The organism is Piscirickettsia salmonis LF-89 = ATCC VR-1361 (genome assembly GCF_000297215.2).
GTDB lineage: Bacteria > Pseudomonadota > Gammaproteobacteria > Piscirickettsiales > Piscirickettsiaceae > Piscirickettsia > Piscirickettsia salmonis.
The window spans coordinates 1-19,988 of record NZ_AMFF02000137.1 but is presented as its reverse complement, the minus strand read 5'-3'; the positions used below and the strand labels follow the sequence as shown (position 1 = coordinate 19,988).

Here is a 19,988-nt window from a genome sequence, read left to right as displayed (position 1 = left end):
AAGGGAACAAGGACAAGAATGCATGAAACAAGAGTATGAATTAGACGTTGGTGATGTCGTAACACTTAAATCAGGAGGACCACCAATGACAGTACGAGTCTGTAGTCACTCTTCATACACAGACGATATTGAATATAGTTGCTACTGGTTTAATCAAGTTGATGGTAATGGCAATTTCTCCCTACAACAAGGAATATTCTCAGGCCTTACTTTAAAAAAACTTGACCAAGATGATTGCTAATAATATCACCAATTCACTTTTTGCTTAAATTTACTGACACTACACGAAGAGGATCTCTAGAGCCTATAGCTCAAAAGGTTAGGAGTGGGAGTTATAGTAGGCTCATTAATAACCCTTAAAGCTAGGATTTAATTGACGCTATCAACCACAGCCTATACACAGCACGAGAAATAAATGACAGTAAATAAACTTTATAAACAACTTATTACAGACTTAAAACACTATTCCTCTAACTCTCAAAAAAAGCCTATCCAACTGCGTGTCAATTTAGGCATCAATAAACGCAATAAACTAGCAGGCCGCCATTTAACGGCTAAATATCTAGCACGGAAGTTTGAGGATCATCGCACCTACCTAGACCCCAAAGTTCTCAATCAACAAGTTAACCCTTTTTGCAAAAATCATACAAAAATATTAATGGGTTTAATCATCGATATTAAAAAACAAAAAAATAACCTAGGAAAATACAAGCATAAAACAATGCGCAGCATTCTTACACTAAACATAGATCGAATCAACGCAATGATCATATATAAAGAAAATAAAAAACAATAAGGTTTTTTCTAGATAACAGTACTTAATGAAAATATTAGGTTAACACAGCTTACGAAAATTTATGAAGTGACCTTAACTAAATTAGCAAGAATAGTAACTTATTATTTAAGCTATAAATATAAAATCTATAGACTACATCTTAACTAAGTTAACTGCACCATAACAAGTATATATAAATATATCATTTAAATCTTAATTTTAAAATTAACTATTTTACTATCCCTTTATAGCCATCATTCTGAAGAAAAACATACAATAACTTTAGTTTATGACCTCAATCCTAAGGTTAAATCAAAGGGTAATACATGAATCTTCATGAAAAAAAAATTGAGTTAGTCGGTATCGATAAAGAATTTATTAATAAAACCCCTATATTTATCCTCGTAAAAATCTCTAGCCCTATATCAAAAAATACTCTAAAAAAAAGCATCTTAAATGTAATTCCCAATAGATTCTCATCAAAAATAGAAAAATCCAATGAAAAATTAAAGTTTAACTATATAGAAGGATTTTTTAATATAAACCATATTTATCTAAAAAATGACTCTATACTAAATAAAGAAAATATTTATAATCTGCCAATTTCGTTTTTAAAAAAACTAGGACCAGAAAGTAAAGGATTAACCCCAAACTATCTTTTTTCAGCATCCTTAATATCAACTAAAAATCAGCAATATTTAGGTATATCACTCTCTCATGCTGCAGGAGATGGTTATTCTCTCGTCTCATTTACAGATCAGCTATTAAAAGAAATCAGCAAAACAAAAATAGTTTATCATGCTAATTTAAATTTAAGTGCATTAAATTCCAATGATCATAATTTTGATGAAACAATAGATACCTCCAAACAAGAATTAGATACCTATTATAATAAATTACTTATTTCTAACAACACATTAGCTTACCTTAATAACTTAAACCAGAATCATCCATCAATATCACTCCAATCAATTCGAACTGCCTATTTAATAATGAAAATTGGCCCCTATATTGGCCATACACCTAATAACTGTATATTACGCATCCCTATTGATTTAAGAAAGTTTTGTCAAAAAAAAGACAAAAAATATCAACAGGCAATAGGGAATTATTTTACAGATGCTGTAATTGAGCTACCAAAAGACTATAATCAACATTCAGTGATTGGTCTTGCCAAAAAAATCTCTCGTGCGATTAAGCAAGAGATAAAAAATATTTTCAATAATTACACACTCGAAAATGAGTTTACTAGTATAAAGATCAATCAAACAACCAATAAAAGAAACTTTAACAGCTATACTGATGTTGCTGCAACATCTATAGTTGTCCCTAATAATTATATATTAGGATTAGCTACGGCCTCTTTGGCATTATTAGACACTATATCAGAAAATTCAAAAAACTTTATCGAAGTCATCAGTAGCAAACCCTTGCCTAACCATACTATATTAAGCGAATTTATATCAGATACTAATTTTAAATTACCCGATGCAATATGATTTAATATCACACTACGTTGATCTTGCTTGGCGCTGCAATAAAAATAATAAATAAACAGCACCGATAATCGCAGCAATTAAGCCTGCGGGTATCTCAGTAGGTGCAAAAAGAGTGACTCCTATAGCATCAGCAAATGCTATTAAGATTGCTCCAAGTAAAAAGCTAACTAAAACTAACGCTCGTGCTTGATAATAACCAAATAACCGAGCTAAATGCGGTGCCATTAAACCAATAAAACTTAGCATCCCAACACTAGCAACAACCGCAGAAGCCAACAAAGTAGCTAAAAATAATAAAACAAACTGTACTCTAACCAAATTTAATCCTAAACTATGAGCTTTTTCATGACCCAAGTTTAAAATATTTAACCAAGGAGCAAGAATAAAGCATAAAGGCAGAATAAAAATCAATAAAAAGAGTAAGTGCCAAACATCAGACCAACTATGACCATAAAAACTACCCGATAGCCAACGGATTGTCTCACTCACTCGCATACCTGAAAAAGCCAATATACCCGTATTTAATGCCGAATAAAGTGCGCCTAACGAAATACCAATCATCGCCAATTGCAAAGGTCGAAACCCTAATTTTTTAGCCATCAATACCACAATAACAAATGCAATCATTCCACCCACTAACGCAGCAAGCTGCACAGACCACCAAGGCGCTGCAGGTAGCAACAAAAATAGTAATAAAGCTGAGCACGTTGCCCCTTGACTCACCCCTAAAACTTCAGGGCTTGCCAAAGGGTTTTGAATCACCCCTTGGAAAAACAAGCCACTGACAGCCAAAGCACCACCCGCTAAAATCGCTAAAATAACCCGAGGTAAACGCAAATCTATAATTAATAAATGACTTAAAGAGTAAACCTGTAACACATCTAAATTAAAAATTTGCTGAAAAGTTAAATGAACCCCACCACTATACAATAAACTAAATAACGCAATAACAATTAAGGCAATGAGTAAATAGCCGATTGAAATTGGCTGGTTACGAATAAATAACTTAATCGTTTCATTATGACTGAAAGATAGCCGGCCGATTTTTGCTAACGCCCACAATAATGCAGGCGCACCAAGCACAGCAGTTAACACACCAACGGGAATATTTACCAAAGTATATTTAAAAAAGATTAAATGCAGCAAGTCCGCCATAAGCAGCGTTAAACTCCCCACCACCATGCAAATCAACAAAAAACAAGCATTAACGGGCAAGCCAATAACACGCAATACATTAGGTACAAATAAACCGATAAAGCTCACTGGCCCAACTAAAGTCACAGCAACCGCTGTCAGTACCACCCCGATGCCAAGCATCAACCAACGTAATAGCTGCACACCAGCGCCAAGTGAGGATGCAATATCATCACCTAGTTGATACACCATAATTACACAGCTTAATAATAATGAGGCAAGCAAAGATAATAATAACCACAACCAGGTCGCTGAAATTTGCGACCAGCCTTGCTGCTCAACATCACCAGCTCCCCATAAAAATAAGCCACTGACACTTTGCTCATAAAATAAACTTAAAACAGCCGCCAAGGCACTAACAGCCAATGAAATGGCAACCCCAGCAAAAATAATCCGTACCGGCTCAGGCTCTTTACTAGTCACCCAGAAGACCAAAGCAGCAGCCAAACCACCACCCAAGCTTGCAATAAGCACTTTATGCTCAGAAACCAGGGCAGGAACGGCAATCAGAGCGATAGTCAGCGCCAAATGAGCGCCTGCACCAACACCTAATAAATTAGGAGAAGCGAGTAAATTGCGGCTTGCTTCTTGAAATAAAGCACCCGCAATTGCAAAGGCAGCACCAGCAAACAAAGCAGCAACCAATCTAGGCAAACCTAAATACCAAAACAAAGTATTGCGCTCTATAAAACCAGTGTATAGATCAAGTAAACTTAGATCACTGCTTAAGCTAAGATAATAAACGGCAGTAACTAATAATAAAGCAATCATTACAACCAAAAATAAACACTGCTTATTAAGCTGCATTTGCTGCATGCTCTTGACTCTTTTGCTTTAAATTATCCACAACTTCATTAATAAATTTTTCTAGTGCGACAGGCCCACCCCAAGGCCATATTTGTTGACTGAAGCGATACGTCAAAGCAGACTTAACAAAAGGTAAGTTTAACCATAATGGATTACTAAGAGTATTTTTCAGATAAGAATCATCTGCTCGCTCATTAAAGTAAAACACATTCGCCTGGCCTAGTGTTGATAACCTTTGTATACCAACGGTACGGTAGCCCAGAGTACTAGGCCCTCCTTTGACAGGCCATGCGGCTTTCAAGCCAATCGACTTTAGCGCTTCAATCGCAACAGAATCTGTCGTTAATAGCCGCAGTTTAGGGCTCCCAGGTAGAAACTGAGCAATCGCGACTCGATCACTTTTTAATAGACCTTGCTGTTTTAATTGATTAATTGTAGCTTTAGCCTCTGTAACTGTCTTGTTATAATTTGCAATGATTTTTTTTGCCTGCTGAGCTTTACCTAGTAGCTTGGCAATAGTATTAAACTCAGCAAATAACCTTGCTAATGGCTGCGCTTTACCATTGGGCATTTGAATATAGTTAAACAATAAACTTGAGGAAATCAAAGAAAGTACGGGATAAACCGAAGCATTTCTTAATTTAGCACCAATAATTAAATCGGGTTTCAAACTAGCAATCAACTCTAAATTAGGCGCTGCACGCCGTCCTACACTTTCAACTCCCCTGAGTTTTTTCTCATCAACACCATCATACTCTTGATAACTTTTAATGTCCGCTACACCAATAGGAACAACACCGAGGCTTAAAACCATTTCCGTGTAACGATGTTCTAAAGTAATCACACGCTTAACCGGCACTTTAACCGAAATATGCCCCATCACGGTATTAATCTCTTGATTTGTGCTTGCGTAATAATTTAAAGGCAATATGGCAATGATTATAATAAATAAACTAACCAGTTTCTGCATAAACCTATACCTCCTATCTATCTATAGTTTAAAAATTAAATTTTAAATTAGAGCATCATTCAAGATGCTAAAATTTTAAACTCGATGGGTACCACCACATTAAATGCTGCTTGACAGACTTTAGCTGCAGGAAATGGGTTTGCCTGCTTCAGCATTTGTCGAACAGCATTATCAAGCAAGCGACTGCCTGTTTTTTTTACAAGCTGATAACTTTCAACTTGCCCTTGGCAAGTTAATCTAATATTCACTTTTGCCTCACCCGTAATCTGTCGGCGCAGTGCAAATGGCGGATAGTATTTATACTTTTGTAGATGAATTAGCAATTTCTGCAAGTAAGAGGGCGGTAATAAACTTTCCCCTCCCAATCCTTCACGTTGCGCTCCTTTATGAGTGTGTGTTTTTCCTAACAGATGATTCTCTGACTGTTTATTAAAATGTTTAACTTGATTCTGAGCAAGCTTTGGCTTTATCTTTGGCTGACTTTCTATTTTTTGTTTAGTCTCTACTTTCTTAATTAATTTTATTGCTTTATTTTTAGCTTGCATTTTAGAATCATTAGATAATTTTTCATTCTTTTCCATGACCTTTTTTTGAGGCTGAGCTTGAGGTTTAGGTTTAGGTTTAGGTTTAGGTTTAGGTTTAGCCTTATGCAAAGCATTTTGATGTTTCTTTAGCTCCCTCTCTGCCCTATCTACCCTATCTGCCTGAGCATTTTTTGTGATATCTTTTAATATATCTTTAACGCCATGTCGAGATTGAATCAACTTAGCATGATTATTATCATTATGATCACTCAACTCTATCGTGACAGTTTGACCAACGACACCAGCAGCAGGTACATGACTTTGAAATAACTGCCAGATAAAAAGCCCTAAAGTCACAAACAATATATTTAAAAAAGTAGTAAAAATAACATGGCGATGCTTAATTTCCATTAGTAACGACTCATCACTAAAATGCTTACTTTTTTAAAGCCTTGCTCTTTTGCTTGATCTAGAAATTCAATCATACGCTGTGCTGGCAAATCATCGGAAGCAGCAATGATGATACCCTGATTACCGCACTGTTTTTTTAGTTCAGTAAGTTCACTCCTTTTATTTAAATCAATAACACCTGCATTATAAGTAATAGCATTCTTTTTTAAATAAACAGTACACTTTTTTGCTAGACTCCTGTCTCTTTCAATGACCTGCTTCTTCATAACAGGAGGAGTAACCTGCCATTGATTAGAGCTAATTCTTCCTGCCACTAGAAAAAAAACTATTAATAAAAAAATGATATTAATCAAAGGAAATACTGATTCAACTTCTTTAGATTTTTGACGTTTTGATTCAAACATTGTTTTTTTCAAATTTTATTTTTTTAATACCCAATTGCTGTAATTTTTCAAAAACATCTACAGTAAATTGTAATTGTGTTTTTTTACTGACAAATAAACGAATATCAAGCTGATTAAGGTCAGCCCTAGTATTTGTATTATCTTTTAATTTTCGCACCAAATCAGGCAAAGTGAACTCTGCTTGGTCAAGCCGCACTCGATCTATGCTTAAATAAAGTTTAATCGGCTCTAACTTTTTGTCTTGCCTAGATACTGATGCAATCGGGCTTGCCACCTGAATATCCAATGCGCCCCAACGAACAAACTGAGTACTTAACATAAAAAAAATCAGTAAACAACAAAGTACATCAATCATCGGTACTAAACTAATTCGTCCCGATTTGCGTCGCCGTCTAAAGTGTATGTTACTCATGCTCTATTTCTATTCTAGATTATTATATCTTAGCAGGTTGATTTATCATTTGAGCAACGCTATCAGACATAACCAGACGTACTTTTTCAATACAACTATCTAAGTAATGAAAACCAATCTGTGCAGGAATTGCGACACATAACCCTAAAGCTGTTGTAACCAATGCATGAGAAATACCATTCGATAACTGCCCAGGGTCAACATAAGTTGCAGACTTTACGGCAGAAAATGCCATAATAATTCCAAGGACTGTGCCCAACAAACCCACTAACGGTGCTAAGTTAGACATCACCTCAATCGGCCGCAAATAAGATTCTAGCTGAGATAATCTTGCTTCTCCAACACGCTGAACCTCAGCTTCGACATATTGCACACTTTCATCATGCTGAAATTTTTTCTCAATCAATGCCTGTAACACAGCTGCCACTGGATGTTTAATGGTGCCCAAAGATTGCAGTGCTTGTGAATATTGCCCGGCTTTTACATGCGCTAGCACCTGGTCAATGAACTGGACCTTAGATAAACCTAAACGCCTGAATTGAAAAATTTTTAATAATAATATTGCAAGTGTAAACGCCCCCATAACGATCAATAATAAGCCGACGCTGCTCACATGCTGGTAAAGAGTCACTAATGAGTAAAAAATATTCAATGGACTGCCCCTAATTACAAAATAGCTTATCCATTTTACATACTTAACCACTATTATCAATACAATTTAAGAATGATTATGATTGTCATTATCATAATTTTTTATATGCAACTCTTACAAAACATACCCAATATAGCCATTATAGAGCTCCCAAAAGTGTGACCGAAGCCAATAAAAGAAAATGCTTTATCAATGAATAATCAAAGTTAAGGCTAAATGCCAGCTTATATACAGCCCTGCCAATATTAAACAAATCACACACTTATTTAAAATAAAAAATATAGAAATACAATGAAATTTAATAAAAAAATATCAAATATTTATCACAATCTAGCAATTAATAGTTAATTAATAATTATTTTATTCATATAATAATAGAAAAATTAAAAACATTATCACTATTTATTACCTGTAATTTACATTACGCTTAAACAACCCTAATATAACAGCAGTATTGTAAACAACTTGATTCAAAATCTCGAACATGTATAATTCACTTTGAGAATGGTTATCATTAATAAAAATTGGACACTACACAGATCATGGTTTTAGCTTCACTCACCTCCTTAATGACAAGAAAGACGGCCAACGCGACCAAAATTACTCGAACATTTATTGCGGTAACTTTATCGTTGACTTTTCTACAACCAACTTTAGCAAAAGCCACCTCAAAACCAGATCAAGAGCCAAAGCACAAAAAATACAATGAAAAATCAGCAACAATACCGTCTTCTGAGAAAACCTCTTCTGAACAATCGACATTAATAGAAAATACACAATCGCTGGTTATCAATGGCAACTGGCTCGGTTCTAGCACTAAAAAAGACGTAAAAAGTTACCCTGGCGCACGTAGTATCATCAGCCAACAACAAATTGAGCAATCCGGTGCTCAAGACATTCAAGAAGTTTTGCGCCAAGTACCAAGCATTCGTGTACAAGATGAAACTTCAGGCACTGGAGTTTTACCTAATATTTCCGTCAGAGGTTTAAATCCACTGCGTAGCGTTGACTTGCAGGTACTCGTCGATGGTATTCCATTGGCACTTGCTCCCTACAGTCAAACAGGTTTATCACTGTTTCCTGTCACACTCGATACCGTCGAAAAAATTGACATTGTTCGCGGTGGCGCAGCTGTTCAATATGGTCCAAATAATGTCGGTGGTGTAATTAATATTATTACTAAACCGATTCCTAATCAAAAAACAACCACACTAAAACAATCAGTGACCGCTGCCGCTACTGGGCAATTTTTATCCAAGAGTTATGTTGGCATCGGAGGTTTTATTACTGATAATTTTGGCGCGCTGTTACAAATTAATACCACACGAGGTAATGGTGACCGGCAACATACGAATACAAAAATTAATAATATTTTACTAAATACCGATTATTGGGCCACTGAAACAACAGAAATTAAAACGAATCTACAGTATTATGATGCAGATGCCGAGTTACCAGGTGCACTGACACCTGAACAATACAATAATAATTGGCGCCAATCCAATACACCTGATAACCGCTACCAAGCGCATGCATTGCGCGCCTCTCTAATTATCAGCCATGATTTTACACCTACGAGGAATTTAACCTGGTCAAATTACTTTAATAAAAGTTATCGTAATTTTGCTTGGCAAGATCCAGGCATTGCCGATGTTACACCAACTGACATAGCCCAATCACCGCGTGATTTTCTCGTCTTCGGTACAGAACCTCGTTATAGCCAAATGCTAGACACCTCAATCAAACAAAAAATTATTCTAGGTGCACGCTATCTACATGAGGGAATCAGCTACCCAGTCTATACAGATAATATTGCAACAATAGCCACAACAACGACAAGAAGCTGGGGTTTAAGCACCAACGCTTATGCTGCTTATGCGAGTGATACCCTATATTTTAACAATGATCGTTTGCAAATTACCCCAGGTTTGCGTTATGAACGCGTTGCCCAAAACTTCACAGATCGTTTAGCAGGCTCTGCAATTAATAATAACCTTTCAGAACTACTACCAGGTCTTACGATTGGTTACCAAATTAGTCAACCAGTTTATTTATTTGCAAATGCACAGCGCTCATTACTCGCACCTCAACTCTCACAAGTTGCCAATAGTAATGGACAAAGCCTCGCCGCTGAAAAAGCATGGAACTATGAGTTAGGCTCACGTGTAAACTGGAATAAGCAGGTCAGCACTACCATGACACTGTTTAAAACAGACTTTCAAGATAAAATAGAAAAGCAAGGTAATGATCTTGTCAATATTGGGGCAAGCCGTGAACAAGGTATAGAAACGCAGCTGCATTATATACCAGAGTTTTTACCAAACAGTGATTTTACTTTAGGTTACACCTACCTGAATACAGAAATTACCCAAGGTGAAAATAAAGGCAATCAAATGCCTTATGCTGCAAAGAATCAGTTTAGTTTCATCTCAAACTATCACTATAAACAATGGACTTACAATCTCAGTGGTTATTATGTCAGCTCAGCCTTTAGTGATGCAGCCAACACAGCAACGGAACAAACTACTCAAGGACCGATACCTGACTATTGGCTGTGGAATACAGCAATTACACGCAGCTTTAAACTTGCACATGGAGCAAATGCTCAAATTAGCTTTTCTATCCAAAATCTATTTGATGAACGCTATTTCTTTCGCAATGTCGATGTCAGTCAAGGCATCACTCCAGCGCCCGGGCGCTCTTTTACCCTTAGCGCCTCCTTAACTTTTTAAGGAAAATCACCATGACATCTTCATTTATTATCTTAACTCATGTCACAACTGCATCAATCAATCAAGGTTTTTTACCTGAAATCATCAAGCAAGGCTATCCTGTCACGCTATTAACAGATCACCCTGAAGATCATCAACAATCCGCATCTCTAGCACCACTTTTAAATCATATTACTATTCATGCCTGTGATGTCTTTAACCCAATTGAAGTACTCACTACATTAGAAAAAGAGCACATTAGTCCGATTGCCATATTCAGTAACAGTGATCATTTGCAAAGTAGTTGCGCTATTGTTGCTGATTTTTATAATCTTCCGGGTAAATCTTGGCCTAGTTGCCATATTACCAAACATAAAGCAAAAACGAGAGAACAACTCACAGAATTGGGCTTGGAGACACTTTGGTACTACCAAGTCTCAAATCAAACTCAACTTAAAAAAATTATTAATCAAATCACTTACCCTTGCATTATTAAGCCAAACTTAGGCGTGGCAAGCATCAATGTCAAAAAAATCCACTCAATCACTGAACTCACAGATTATTGTCAAACATTATGGCAACAGTCTCCTAACAACAGCTTACTTATAGAGGAATTTATCGAAGGTCAAGTCTGTAGCATAGAGACTCTCGGCAACGGCAAAAAGTTACAAGTACTCGGAGGCTTTAGGACCGAACTTGCCTCACCTCCTCATTTTATCGAGCAAGGAGCCCGTTGGGTTAATCAATTTGATCAAGAAACCACATCAGCGTTACTGCAAATGATTAATCAACTTGGGGTCAATTTTGGTGCATGCCATACTGAATTTATTGAAACGCCTACAGGCCCAAAAATCATTGAAATTAACTATCGTAGTGTCGGTGATTATAAAGATTTTCTACTCGATGACTTATTTAATAACCAATATTTTAAAACAATTATTAATTACCTACTGAATAATCCTTATAGAAAATTAACGAAAAGCAATCAATCTGCTCATATTCACTACTTCACTCACCAGCAAACAGGCATCATACAAACAGCACCTGCGCCAGCACACATACAAGACAACCAAATTAAAATTGATTTAAATCACTTTAAACAAGAAAAAGAGTTTGTTAAACAAACTCACTCAAATAAAGATTATCTGGCGGCACTGCGCCTTATCTCTCCCAATCAAGAAATTTTAACTCAGTCTCTTGCTGAGCAAAAAAATCGACTACAATGGGAAATTCAATGAAAATCACCTTGCAACAGTGGAGAGAGGCTCGTAGTACCCTTATTTTTCGTCTACTCAACACCTTTATTCGAGAAAGCATGAATGGATTTACTACTGGAAAAGTAATAGACATTAATACTATCCCTGTTTCAAAATTTAAATTACATTTTAAACAACCTACTGCCTTTAATAATAGCCATTGGCTACAATGTAAATTTAATTCACAAGAAATTATTTTTCCCATTCAACCATGTCATTTTATGCAAAAATGGTCAGTGACAGCCCCGGTTTGGTATCTCAAAAAAAATGGTCAATACCAGCCATCAACAAAAATTATTCCATTATTGAAAGCCATCTATCAACAATACCCCACACAAGACCACTGTTCTTTATCGCTAACATTTGCAGTCAATGAATATAAAGCCGCCACATATCAAACAATAATTTGCAATCAACAAGCAAAACATTCAGAGTGTATTCAGACTCTCAAAGCAGCTCCAAAAGATTTTTCAAGTTTATTGCAATATGACCATATTGCAGCTTTTTTGGATCACCCACTATATCCAACTGCGAGAGCAAAACTAGGCTTTAATCCAAACGATTTATATAACTATACAACTGAATTTAAAGCTGAATTTAAACTCAACTGGATCGCAATACCAAAATCATTCAGTACTGTATCAGGTACTCTTCCTATATTTTGGCCAAGCTTTAGTAGCGTTGGTTTAAACCCAATGCTTCAACAGACTCATACTCTACTTCCGGTTCACCCATTTTTAATCCATCGTTTACAAGATCTGCTTGATGAGCAAGGCATTAAATTAAAGATTATTAAAGCACCTGTTTCATTTCTCACTGTTAACCCAACCTTATCAATTCGCAGTTTAAGTATAAAAAATTATAGTCACTTTCAATTAAAGCTACCTTTAGATATTCGTACACTCAGTGCTAAAAATATTCGTACTATAAAAGCTAGCACCATTAATGATGGCCATCAGGTTCAATCTTTACTTGAATCTATCCGATTACAAGATCCTGAGCTTAAAGAAAATATTTACCTTACAACAGAATACACCGGCATGCATATCAACTCTCACCCGATGCTGGCCTTTATTTTACGTCAATACCCAAGCCAGTTAAATAATCACTGGATTATTCCAATTGCTGCACTTTGTGCAAAAAATAACGGTCAACTCATCATTCAGCATTTAATCAATGATCATTTTAATAAAGATACCAATCAGTTTATAAAAAATTATTTTGATCTTACAGTTCACACTCATTTAAAGCTGTGGCTAATGTATGGTATTACCTTAGAAGCCAACCAACAAAACAGTCTACTGGTTATTAACCCAACATCAAAAAAGCTATCACTACTATTTAAAGACAATGATGCACCCAGAATTAATCCTAAAACATTAATTAAAGCATTGCCTAAATCACAAAATTATCTCGATAAAATTATTGACCAACGTATTTTAACTGATAGTAATACTGCTTTATTACAGATGTTTACAACAATTATTCTACAACTCAACCTTGCTTGCATTATCGAGCCGATGGTTGCAGAGAGCCTAATCACTAGAAAACAAGCATATAGCCAACTAGCAATGACCATTAAAAATAAATTTGACCAGCTTGAACAGCAAATTCTTAAAGATCAAGATCAAGATCAAGATCAAGAAAACAATATAAATATTAACTTTTGCAAAAAGGCCTTATTACAAGATGATTACCTTTACTTAAAGCACCTTTATACCGCGGGGACCTTATTACCTAAATCAACGACAGCTGCTGCTGATATTAATAAATTTTACGGGAAAACTGCACCTAACTTTTTAAAATGGCAACACTGATAATGAAAAAATCTACACTTTTTAGCGTTATTTTGTGCCATTTTATTGCCGCCTCAGCAACACTTGGCATTGCACCTTTTTTTAGCATTATTTTAGATAAAAATTTTCAATTAAGTCATTCACCTTTAGTAGGATTTTTATATGTATTGCCCACGCTATTAACCGCAATTGCCAGTCCTTTTTGGGGGGAAATCTCTGACAAAATAAATAAAAAATCAGCATTACTCAGAGCACAGCTTGGTCTTTCTATAAGCTTTTTAGTTGCTGCTTTTTCATCAGGATGTCTTAGCCTCTTTATTCTCTCACTCTGTTTACAAGGCTTACTAGGAGGTACACTTGCTGCTGCAAACGCCTACCTGGCAACAACAAGCCATCGTCGGCAATTAAGTCAGCTTCTCAACCTCACTCAATTCTCAGCACGTGCTGCTTTTCTTATCGCCCCAATAATTATTGGTTTTTTTATTAATTTATTTTCTCCTTTAAGTGTTTATTTTCTATTAGCACTGATAACATTTATCTCAGCTGTTATTATTTATTTTTCTATTCCTAAAGATAAAAATAAAAATAAAAATTATGATCATGATAAAATCACGCCTAATTCAAAACCACAATCAATAGATGCAGCAATTAATATCTTGCCTTATTATTGCTTATTAGCTGCAAGCTTTATCTTCAATTTTAGCACTGTTATCAGCTTTCCTTATTTTATTACTTTTTTACAGGCCCATTTTAATGTTCACTCAGGGTTAATATTAGGCCTACTCTTTGGCTTGCCACATGCAGTTTATTTAATCAGTATTTTTTCTCTGCAAAAATACCGACAACAACCATCACAACAGCCCTGGATTTTTGCTGGCGCACTGATACTCTTAGCCTTTAGCCTGTACTGGCAATGCATAACTACGGGATTTCTCACATTAATAATATTACGTATTGTAATGGGAGCTGCAATTACCTTAGGATTTATCAGCCTAAATCGGATGATTGCAACACTCAAGTTACAACAACAAGAAGGTAAAGTCTTCGGCTGGCTTGACAGCATTAGCAAATGGGCTGGTGTTTGTGCAGGTTTAATCGCAGGTTTTAGCTATCAGTTCCTAGGGATAACAGCACCTTTTATCATCAGTAGCTTTATTTTATTGATAGCTGCTTTCTCTCTCATCATTTACTTATGTAAACGCCAGTATACGGTTACGAGGTCTTATCATGCCTAATTCTAACTCATATATTACCTCTCCCACTGACTCAAACTTAGCTCTACACTCAAATCATTTAGCTGCACGTTACTCCATCCAAGCACTATTAAACTGTTATTGCCGTGAAGTCGCTGCCCCTCATCATTGGTTAAGCCTTTTACCATTAAAGCAAGAAGACACAGCCTATGCTCATTTAGATGATCGGGCCTCATTAGTCGATAAAAAATATCAACTCACCCTCACACTGCCAGATAGCCAAATAGATCAAAAAAAAATCGTGATCGCGATACAAAAGCCAAGTTTAACCTATCACTTTAGCTATATTTCTTCACCAATCATGACATCAAAGCAACAACCACTAGGCAAGTTGCTTGACTTTAGTGATTTAGCACTTATCATTACTACTGTACTTGCTAAACATCACCGGTCATCAGTTAATCTAGAGTTTATTCAGCAGGCAATGCAAAGCTGTGAAATAATAGAGTATTTCTTAAAACAATCGCCGCATTCAAATCAGCAAGCCCTTAATTTTATTCAATCAGAGCAGTCCCTTATTTTTGGCCATGAGTTTCACCCGACCCCCAAGGCAAGGCAAGGCTTTACAGAAAAAGATATTAAACGATACTCACCAGAACTAGCAGAAAAATTTCAGCTTTATTACTTTAAAGTAAATAAAAATCAACTCAAACAATACAGTAAAAATAACAAATTACCACCAGTGATTATCGAAGAACACGACCATGTTCTCTACCCAACTCACCCTTGGCAGGCTCACTATTTATTAAGCCAAGAAGAAACTAAACAAGCACTTATAGACAATAATATTCAGCCCATAGGATTACAAGGTGATAGCTTCAGCGCGACATCTTCAGTCCGCACGCTGTTTCAAGAAAACCATCCTTATTTTTATAAATTCTCTCTTAATGTCCGCTTAACTAACTGTATTCGTAAAAACTCCGCAGCTGAATTAAAAACAGCAGTCGAGCTAACTCACATTCTAAACCAATACACGCAAGAAATTTCAAAAAATCACCCTAATGTCACATTACTCAATGAATCTTACGCATTTAGCTTAAAATTAGCTAACCTAGCTTACAATCCAACACTAAATAAAAAAATTACCGAAGGCTTTGGTTTTATTTTAAGAGATAATCCACTGTTTTCAAACCATTCCAATAATTTAAATAACTTATTAAATAATCATAATCACTTTTTAGAGCCCTTATCAGAGCCTCTACTTGCAGGAGGGTTATTTTCTAGCCAACCAGATCAACACAGTTGGATTGAGAGTATTCTTATTCAATTAGCACGCCATGAAAAATTCCCCTATGAAACCATTGCAGTCAGATGGTTCAATCGCTATATTAATTTACTTGTCCCAGTGATTCTTGATTATTATCTTTATCATGGCATCACCTTTGAACCACACTTACAAAATGTGCTCATTCAATTAGATCATCAGTATTATCCTAGTCATATTTATTTAAGGGACTTAGAAGGAACCAAACTAAACCCTAATAAAAACAAAAATATTTCTTTAAATCATCTTGACCAACCTTCACGCACCGCAATGACCTATGATTGTAATCAAAGCTGGCAACGTATTATTTATTGCCTTTTTATTAATAATATATCAAGCAGCATTCATTTCATTAGCAAATCCTCAGTAAGCTTAGAGAAAAAACTTTGGCTAAATTTATCGCTCACTTTAACAGAATATCAAAATAAACTCTCAAACCAGCATACTTTAGAGCTTAGACAATGGCTTTACCATAGAAGCTGGCCTTATAAAGCAAACTTAACAACACGATTTTTAAAGCAGGCTGATAAAAAAGCATACTATATAGCATTAGAAAATCCACTATTGAAAATAACATAATAAGTCATATTTAAATTTAGGTTAGCCATTATTATGAACAATGACAATTATATAAAAAATTTTAACTTTAATCTCATTTATAAATTCATCAAAAAAATTAAAACAGAAAAGACAATCAATAATGACCATTCGCCTTTTTGCGCTTATATTTATGACCTTGATGAGCTTAAGCGCCACAGCCAAGATATTATTCATGCACTGCCTAAATCTTGCCAGATGTTTTATGCGACAAAAGCAAACTCAGAACTTCCAATTCTTAAAACACTCGCAGATCATCTACATGGCTTTGAAGTTGCCTCATTAGGTGAGCTAGAACTAATCCAACAGTACTTTCCACACCATCCTATTATTTTTGGAGGCCCAGGTAAAACCAATGATGAATTAAACGCTTGCCTTAATAATCAACAGGTTGAATTAATTCATGTTGAAAGTATTTTCGAACTTGAACGCTTATATTATTTATGCCAAACAAATAAGCAACCGTGTAATATTCTATTACGTCTAAACATAGAACTAGCCTCTTTACCTAAAACCAAACTCACCATGGGCGGCAGCCCTACCCCATTTGGTATGGATGAAAATATGCTAATGTCTTGCCTAAATTTTATTCATCAACAAGATCTCATTCACTTAAAGGGTATTCACCTTCATCTAGCCTCACTGCAAATCTGTGAAAACATCCATTTAAGCCTAATCAATGATTACCTTGATTACTTCAAGCAACTACAGCAACGTCACCAACTCACCTTAAATCATCTTAATGTCGGCGGCGGCATCGGTATTAATTACCAAGATTCCCACCATAAATTTAATTGGCACTCTTTCTGTGCTAAACTTGACGAAATAATTAACAGTAAAAAATTAGTTAATACCATAATCCGCTTCGAATGTGGCCGTTATATCAGTGTTTTTTGTGGTTACTATGCAATTGAAGTCATCGATATAAAAAAAACGCATGAGCAAAACTTTATTATCTGCCGTGGTGGCACCCATCACTTTCGCACCCCTTATGCGCAAGGCCACAGCCATCCTTTTACCGTATTACCGATTGATAGTTGGCCTTATCCCTACAAACGCCCTGAATTAAAACAAGCAACGGCTAATATTGTCGGCCAACTCTGCACTCCAAAAGATAAGCTTGCTTATGATGCTGATATCCACCATATTCGTGTAGGTGATATTATCGTTTTTAGCCATGCTGGTGCTTATGCATGGAATATTTCCCACCATAGTTTTTTGCGCCACCCCAAACCAGAAATTCACTTTATTCAAGGTTAATTGATATGCTTGCCCAATTTACCCAAAACCACGGTCAACCAAACTCAACTACACTAAGCTGCTCTAATCTCAGCTTTAAAATTAAAGACCAACTGATTCTAAATAACATTAATTTAAATATTCCATCTGGAAAAATTTCAGCATTAATTGGCCCAAACGGCTCAGGAAAAAGCACCTTACTTAAATTACTCACTGGATTGATCACTCCTGATCAAGGGCAGATTCATCTAAATCAATCAGAGTTGCACTCTATCAAACGCAAAGAAATTGCCAAACATATTGCCTTTTTACCGCAACGCTCAGCTATTCCGGATCAGTTTACAGTGATCGATTTAATCCTCGCTGGGCGCTACCCTCACCAGGGTTTATTCAAACGGTTACAAACAAAAGACGAGCACATCATTAATTGGGTATTAGACGTCACTGACATGGCTACATATCGCAAGCGCCATTTACACCAGCTATCTGGTGGTCAGCAGCAACGCGCTTGGCTTGCAATGATACTCGCTCAAGAAACATCGTTAATTTTACTTGATGAACCAACAACGTATTTAGACATTAAACACCAGTTACAAATGATCGAGCTTATTAAAAATCTAAATATAAAACATAATAAAACTATTCTTTGGGTCCTCCATGACCTTAATCAAGCCATTCAAAACAGCGATTATCTATTTGTCTTAAAAAATGGTCAGCTCACAACACAGGGTACACCCAAGCAATTAATAACTGATAATAAACTTGCAGAAACCTTTGAAATTACAATCGACTCAGCATATTATCAACAACAGCACATCCTGGTATTCTCAAAATAGCCAAATAACTTCAGCTTTAAGCCTTTAATCTTAATTATTTAATTAATATAGTACATATAATCTGGTAACTTATATACTCTATCTGCATAACCACCTGCTAAATCACTGTATTGGTCGCCAATATTTAAAACAATGTCATAGCCTTGGGCAACTATCGCTTGGCGCCGTGACCGCTTATAATCAATCACTGAGGGCTTATTATAGTCATTCGGTTTTAAATCAAGCTGCTGCCAAGCAGCATACCCTGCAGCTTTTAAATTTTTCATCGTCGCGCTGCGGTACATTTCTGTTCGTCCGGTGATAAAAAAAACAGCAAGATGATGCGCCTGCGCAAACTGATATAAGTCCAAAGTCGACGCTATCGCCACATCATCCGCGCGGCCTTCTGCTTGCTCCTGCTGTAAGTTTGTCCCACCAAAGTCTAATTCTTTTAAGTCACTATAATTAGAAAGCGATGTCTCATCAACATCTAGCACAATAGCTAACTTTTTCGGCTGCCGGCTCGCCTTATTCGCAACAATACGCTTCGTCAAATAATGCTTAGCCTGGCCAATAATATGACGAACATCATACTCATATTCTCCAGATTCATGATATTGAATAATTTCTTGCTTTAAAGCATCTAAATTCTGCAAAGGCGCGGCCTGAGCCTGAATAACCGCAAAAAAAACCACCACAACTAAAACAGCCTTTATCAATAATAAGCGAAGAGCCAATACCTTAGTTTTCATACTATGTCCTAATCTTGATATAGCTTTTAAAAAAGAATAATTTTAAGTCTTAATCTTTACAAAAATCTGTTTATTTTGTGACAGTTTTATTAAATCATAGAAAAATATTTTAATTTATATACTAAGGCCGAGTAGGCAAATGGCCTGGACTGGCCATATCATCTTTATTCGCCATATATTTGTTATAAAACTGCAACGATAGCTCTTCACAGTCTAAATTTGCTTCGTGTGCAAGAATACCCTTCCACTCTACATCGCTTATACCAAATAACTCTCTAAGCACTTCAAAATAAGGTTTGGCCACTTGATAAGACTTCGCTGTAAACAGGCCTGACTTTTGGTGAAATGCACAAGCGGCCTTTTTAAGAATATCCTTGAGCTTATCCATTTTTAACGACGCAAGCTCAGCACTTAGACTTTCATCACTGTCTGAGCCCTCAGTAATTGCCTCTACCTCTAACCGAAAAAATTCAGCTATTTTCAATTTGACTACACTTTGTCTGTCCAAACAATTTGCAATCACTTTTTCTAAACCTGCTAATAAAACAATCTTAACTAAAGTTAATTCTTGCGGGCATTCGAGTAGCTCTGTAATCTGCTCTTTCTGGTGCAACCCAAGCTGTCTAAGCTTAAAAAATATAGCGCTCGATCAACAGT

General features: G+C 35.9%; 18 protein-coding genes. 10 read left to right on the top strand and 8 right to left on the bottom strand.

Going from position 1 to position 19,988, the window contains the following annotated elements; translation table 11 throughout:
• The first annotated feature begins 22 nt into the window (after nt 1-22).
• The 3 genes from C200_RS12120 to C200_RS12110 all read left to right on the top strand — a co-directional run bounded on the left by C200_RS12120 (nt 23) and on the right by C200_RS12110 (nt 2,274).
• Nucleotides 23-241, top strand: a complete 219-nt coding sequence (locus C200_RS12120) for a YodC family protein (protein ID WP_016210148.1) — start codon at nt 23-25, stop codon at nt 239-241.
• A gap of 174 nt (nt 242-415) precedes the next feature.
• Nucleotides 416-796: a hypothetical protein gene (locus C200_RS12115; RefSeq protein WP_016210145.1), complete on the top strand. Its 381-nt coding sequence runs from the start codon at nt 416-418 to the stop codon at nt 794-796.
• 305 nt (nt 797-1,101) lie between these two features.
• Entirely contained in the window at nt 1,102-2,274 is a 1,173-nt protein-coding gene (locus tag C200_RS12110; protein WP_016210147.1) for a hypothetical protein, read from the top strand.
• Between the two features lie 12 nt (nt 2,275-2,286).
• Here the strand turns inward: C200_RS12110 and C200_RS12105 are convergent, their stop codons facing one another.
• From C200_RS12105 to C200_RS12080, 6 genes are read right to left on the bottom strand one after another with little or no spacing between them, the layout of a single operon-like run.
• Nucleotides 2,287-4,284 (bottom strand): iron ABC transporter permease, encoded by a 1,998-nt coding sequence (locus C200_RS12105; RefSeq protein ID WP_016210160.1) that lies wholly within the window; start codon nt 4,282-4,284, stop codon nt 2,287-2,289.
• Nucleotides 4,265-5,245, bottom strand: coding sequence for an ABC transporter substrate-binding protein (locus C200_RS12100; protein ID WP_016210142.1), 981 nt, complete (start codon nt 5,243-5,245; stop codon nt 4,265-4,267). The genes C200_RS12105 and C200_RS12100 overlap by 20 nt, the downstream gene beginning before the upstream one ends.
• A gap of 59 nt (nt 5,246-5,304) precedes the next feature.
• Entirely contained in the window at nt 5,305-6,180 is an 876-nt protein-coding gene (locus C200_RS12095; protein ID WP_016210143.1) for an energy transducer TonB, read from the bottom strand.
• Nucleotides 6,180-6,584 carry an ExbD/TolR family protein gene (locus C200_RS12090; RefSeq protein ID WP_016210153.1) on the bottom strand — a complete coding sequence of 135 codons (405 nt, stop codon included), beginning with the start codon at nt 6,582-6,584 and terminating at the stop codon, nt 6,180-6,182. Before C200_RS12090 ends, C200_RS12095 begins: the two co-directional genes overlap by 1 nt.
• Nucleotides 6,577-6,996 (bottom strand): ExbD/TolR family protein, encoded by a 420-nt coding sequence (locus tag C200_RS12085; RefSeq protein WP_075273564.1) that lies wholly within the window; start codon nt 6,994-6,996, stop codon nt 6,577-6,579. The genes C200_RS12090 and C200_RS12085 overlap by 8 nt, the downstream gene beginning before the upstream one ends.
• Nucleotides 6,997-7,018: 22 nt before the next feature.
• A complete protein-coding gene (locus C200_RS12080; RefSeq protein ID WP_016210157.1) occupies nt 7,019-7,648 on the bottom strand; it encodes a MotA/TolQ/ExbB proton channel family protein in 630 nt (209 codons plus the stop codon).
• A gap of 542 nt (nt 7,649-8,190) precedes the next feature.
• Here C200_RS12080 and C200_RS12075 point away from each other — a divergent pair.
• From C200_RS12075 to C200_RS12045, 7 genes are read left to right on the top strand one after another with little or no spacing between them, the layout of a single operon-like run.
• The gene (locus tag C200_RS12075; RefSeq protein ID WP_016210144.1) at nt 8,191-10,380 is read left to right on the top strand and encodes a TonB-dependent receptor family protein; all 2,190 of its coding nucleotides are present in this window, start codon (nt 8,191-8,193) and stop codon (nt 10,378-10,380) included.
• 11 nt (nt 10,381-10,391) lie between these two features.
• Nucleotides 10,392-11,597 (top strand): ATP-grasp domain-containing protein, encoded by a 1,206-nt coding sequence (locus tag C200_RS12070; protein ID WP_016210150.1) that lies wholly within the window; start codon nt 10,392-10,394, stop codon nt 11,595-11,597.
• A complete protein-coding gene (locus C200_RS12065; protein ID WP_016210158.1) occupies nt 11,594-13,432 on the top strand; it encodes an IucA/IucC family protein in 1,839 nt (612 codons plus the stop codon). Before C200_RS12070 ends, C200_RS12065 begins: the two co-directional genes overlap by 4 nt.
• Before the next feature lie 2 nt (nt 13,433-13,434).
• Complete coding sequence (locus C200_RS12060) at nt 13,435-14,646, top strand: MFS transporter (protein ID WP_016210151.1); 1,212 nt, start codon at nt 13,435-13,437, stop codon at nt 14,644-14,646.
• Nucleotides 14,639-16,507 carry an IucA/IucC family protein gene (locus C200_RS12055; protein WP_016210156.1) on the top strand — a complete coding sequence of 623 codons (1,869 nt, stop codon included), beginning with the start codon at nt 14,639-14,641 and terminating at the stop codon, nt 16,505-16,507. Before C200_RS12060 ends, C200_RS12055 begins: the two co-directional genes overlap by 8 nt.
• Before the next feature lie 33 nt (nt 16,508-16,540).
• Complete coding sequence (locus tag C200_RS12050; RefSeq protein ID WP_016210149.1) at nt 16,541-17,785, top strand: type III PLP-dependent enzyme; 1,245 nt, start codon at nt 16,541-16,543, stop codon at nt 17,783-17,785.
• 5 nt (nt 17,786-17,790) lie between these two features.
• A complete protein-coding gene (locus tag C200_RS12045) occupies nt 17,791-18,600 on the top strand; it encodes an ABC transporter ATP-binding protein (RefSeq protein WP_016210155.1) in 810 nt (269 codons plus the stop codon).
• Between the two features lie 38 nt (nt 18,601-18,638).
• Here the strand turns inward: C200_RS12045 and C200_RS12040 are convergent, their stop codons facing one another.
• Nucleotides 18,639-19,331 (bottom strand): HAD family acid phosphatase, encoded by a 693-nt coding sequence (locus tag C200_RS12040; protein WP_016210154.1) that lies wholly within the window; start codon nt 19,329-19,331, stop codon nt 18,639-18,641.
• Between the two features lie 121 nt (nt 19,332-19,452).
• A complete protein-coding gene (locus C200_RS12035; RefSeq protein ID WP_016210146.1) occupies nt 19,453-19,944 on the bottom strand; it encodes a hypothetical protein in 492 nt (163 codons plus the stop codon).
• Between the last annotated feature and the right edge of the window lie 44 nt (nt 19,945-19,988).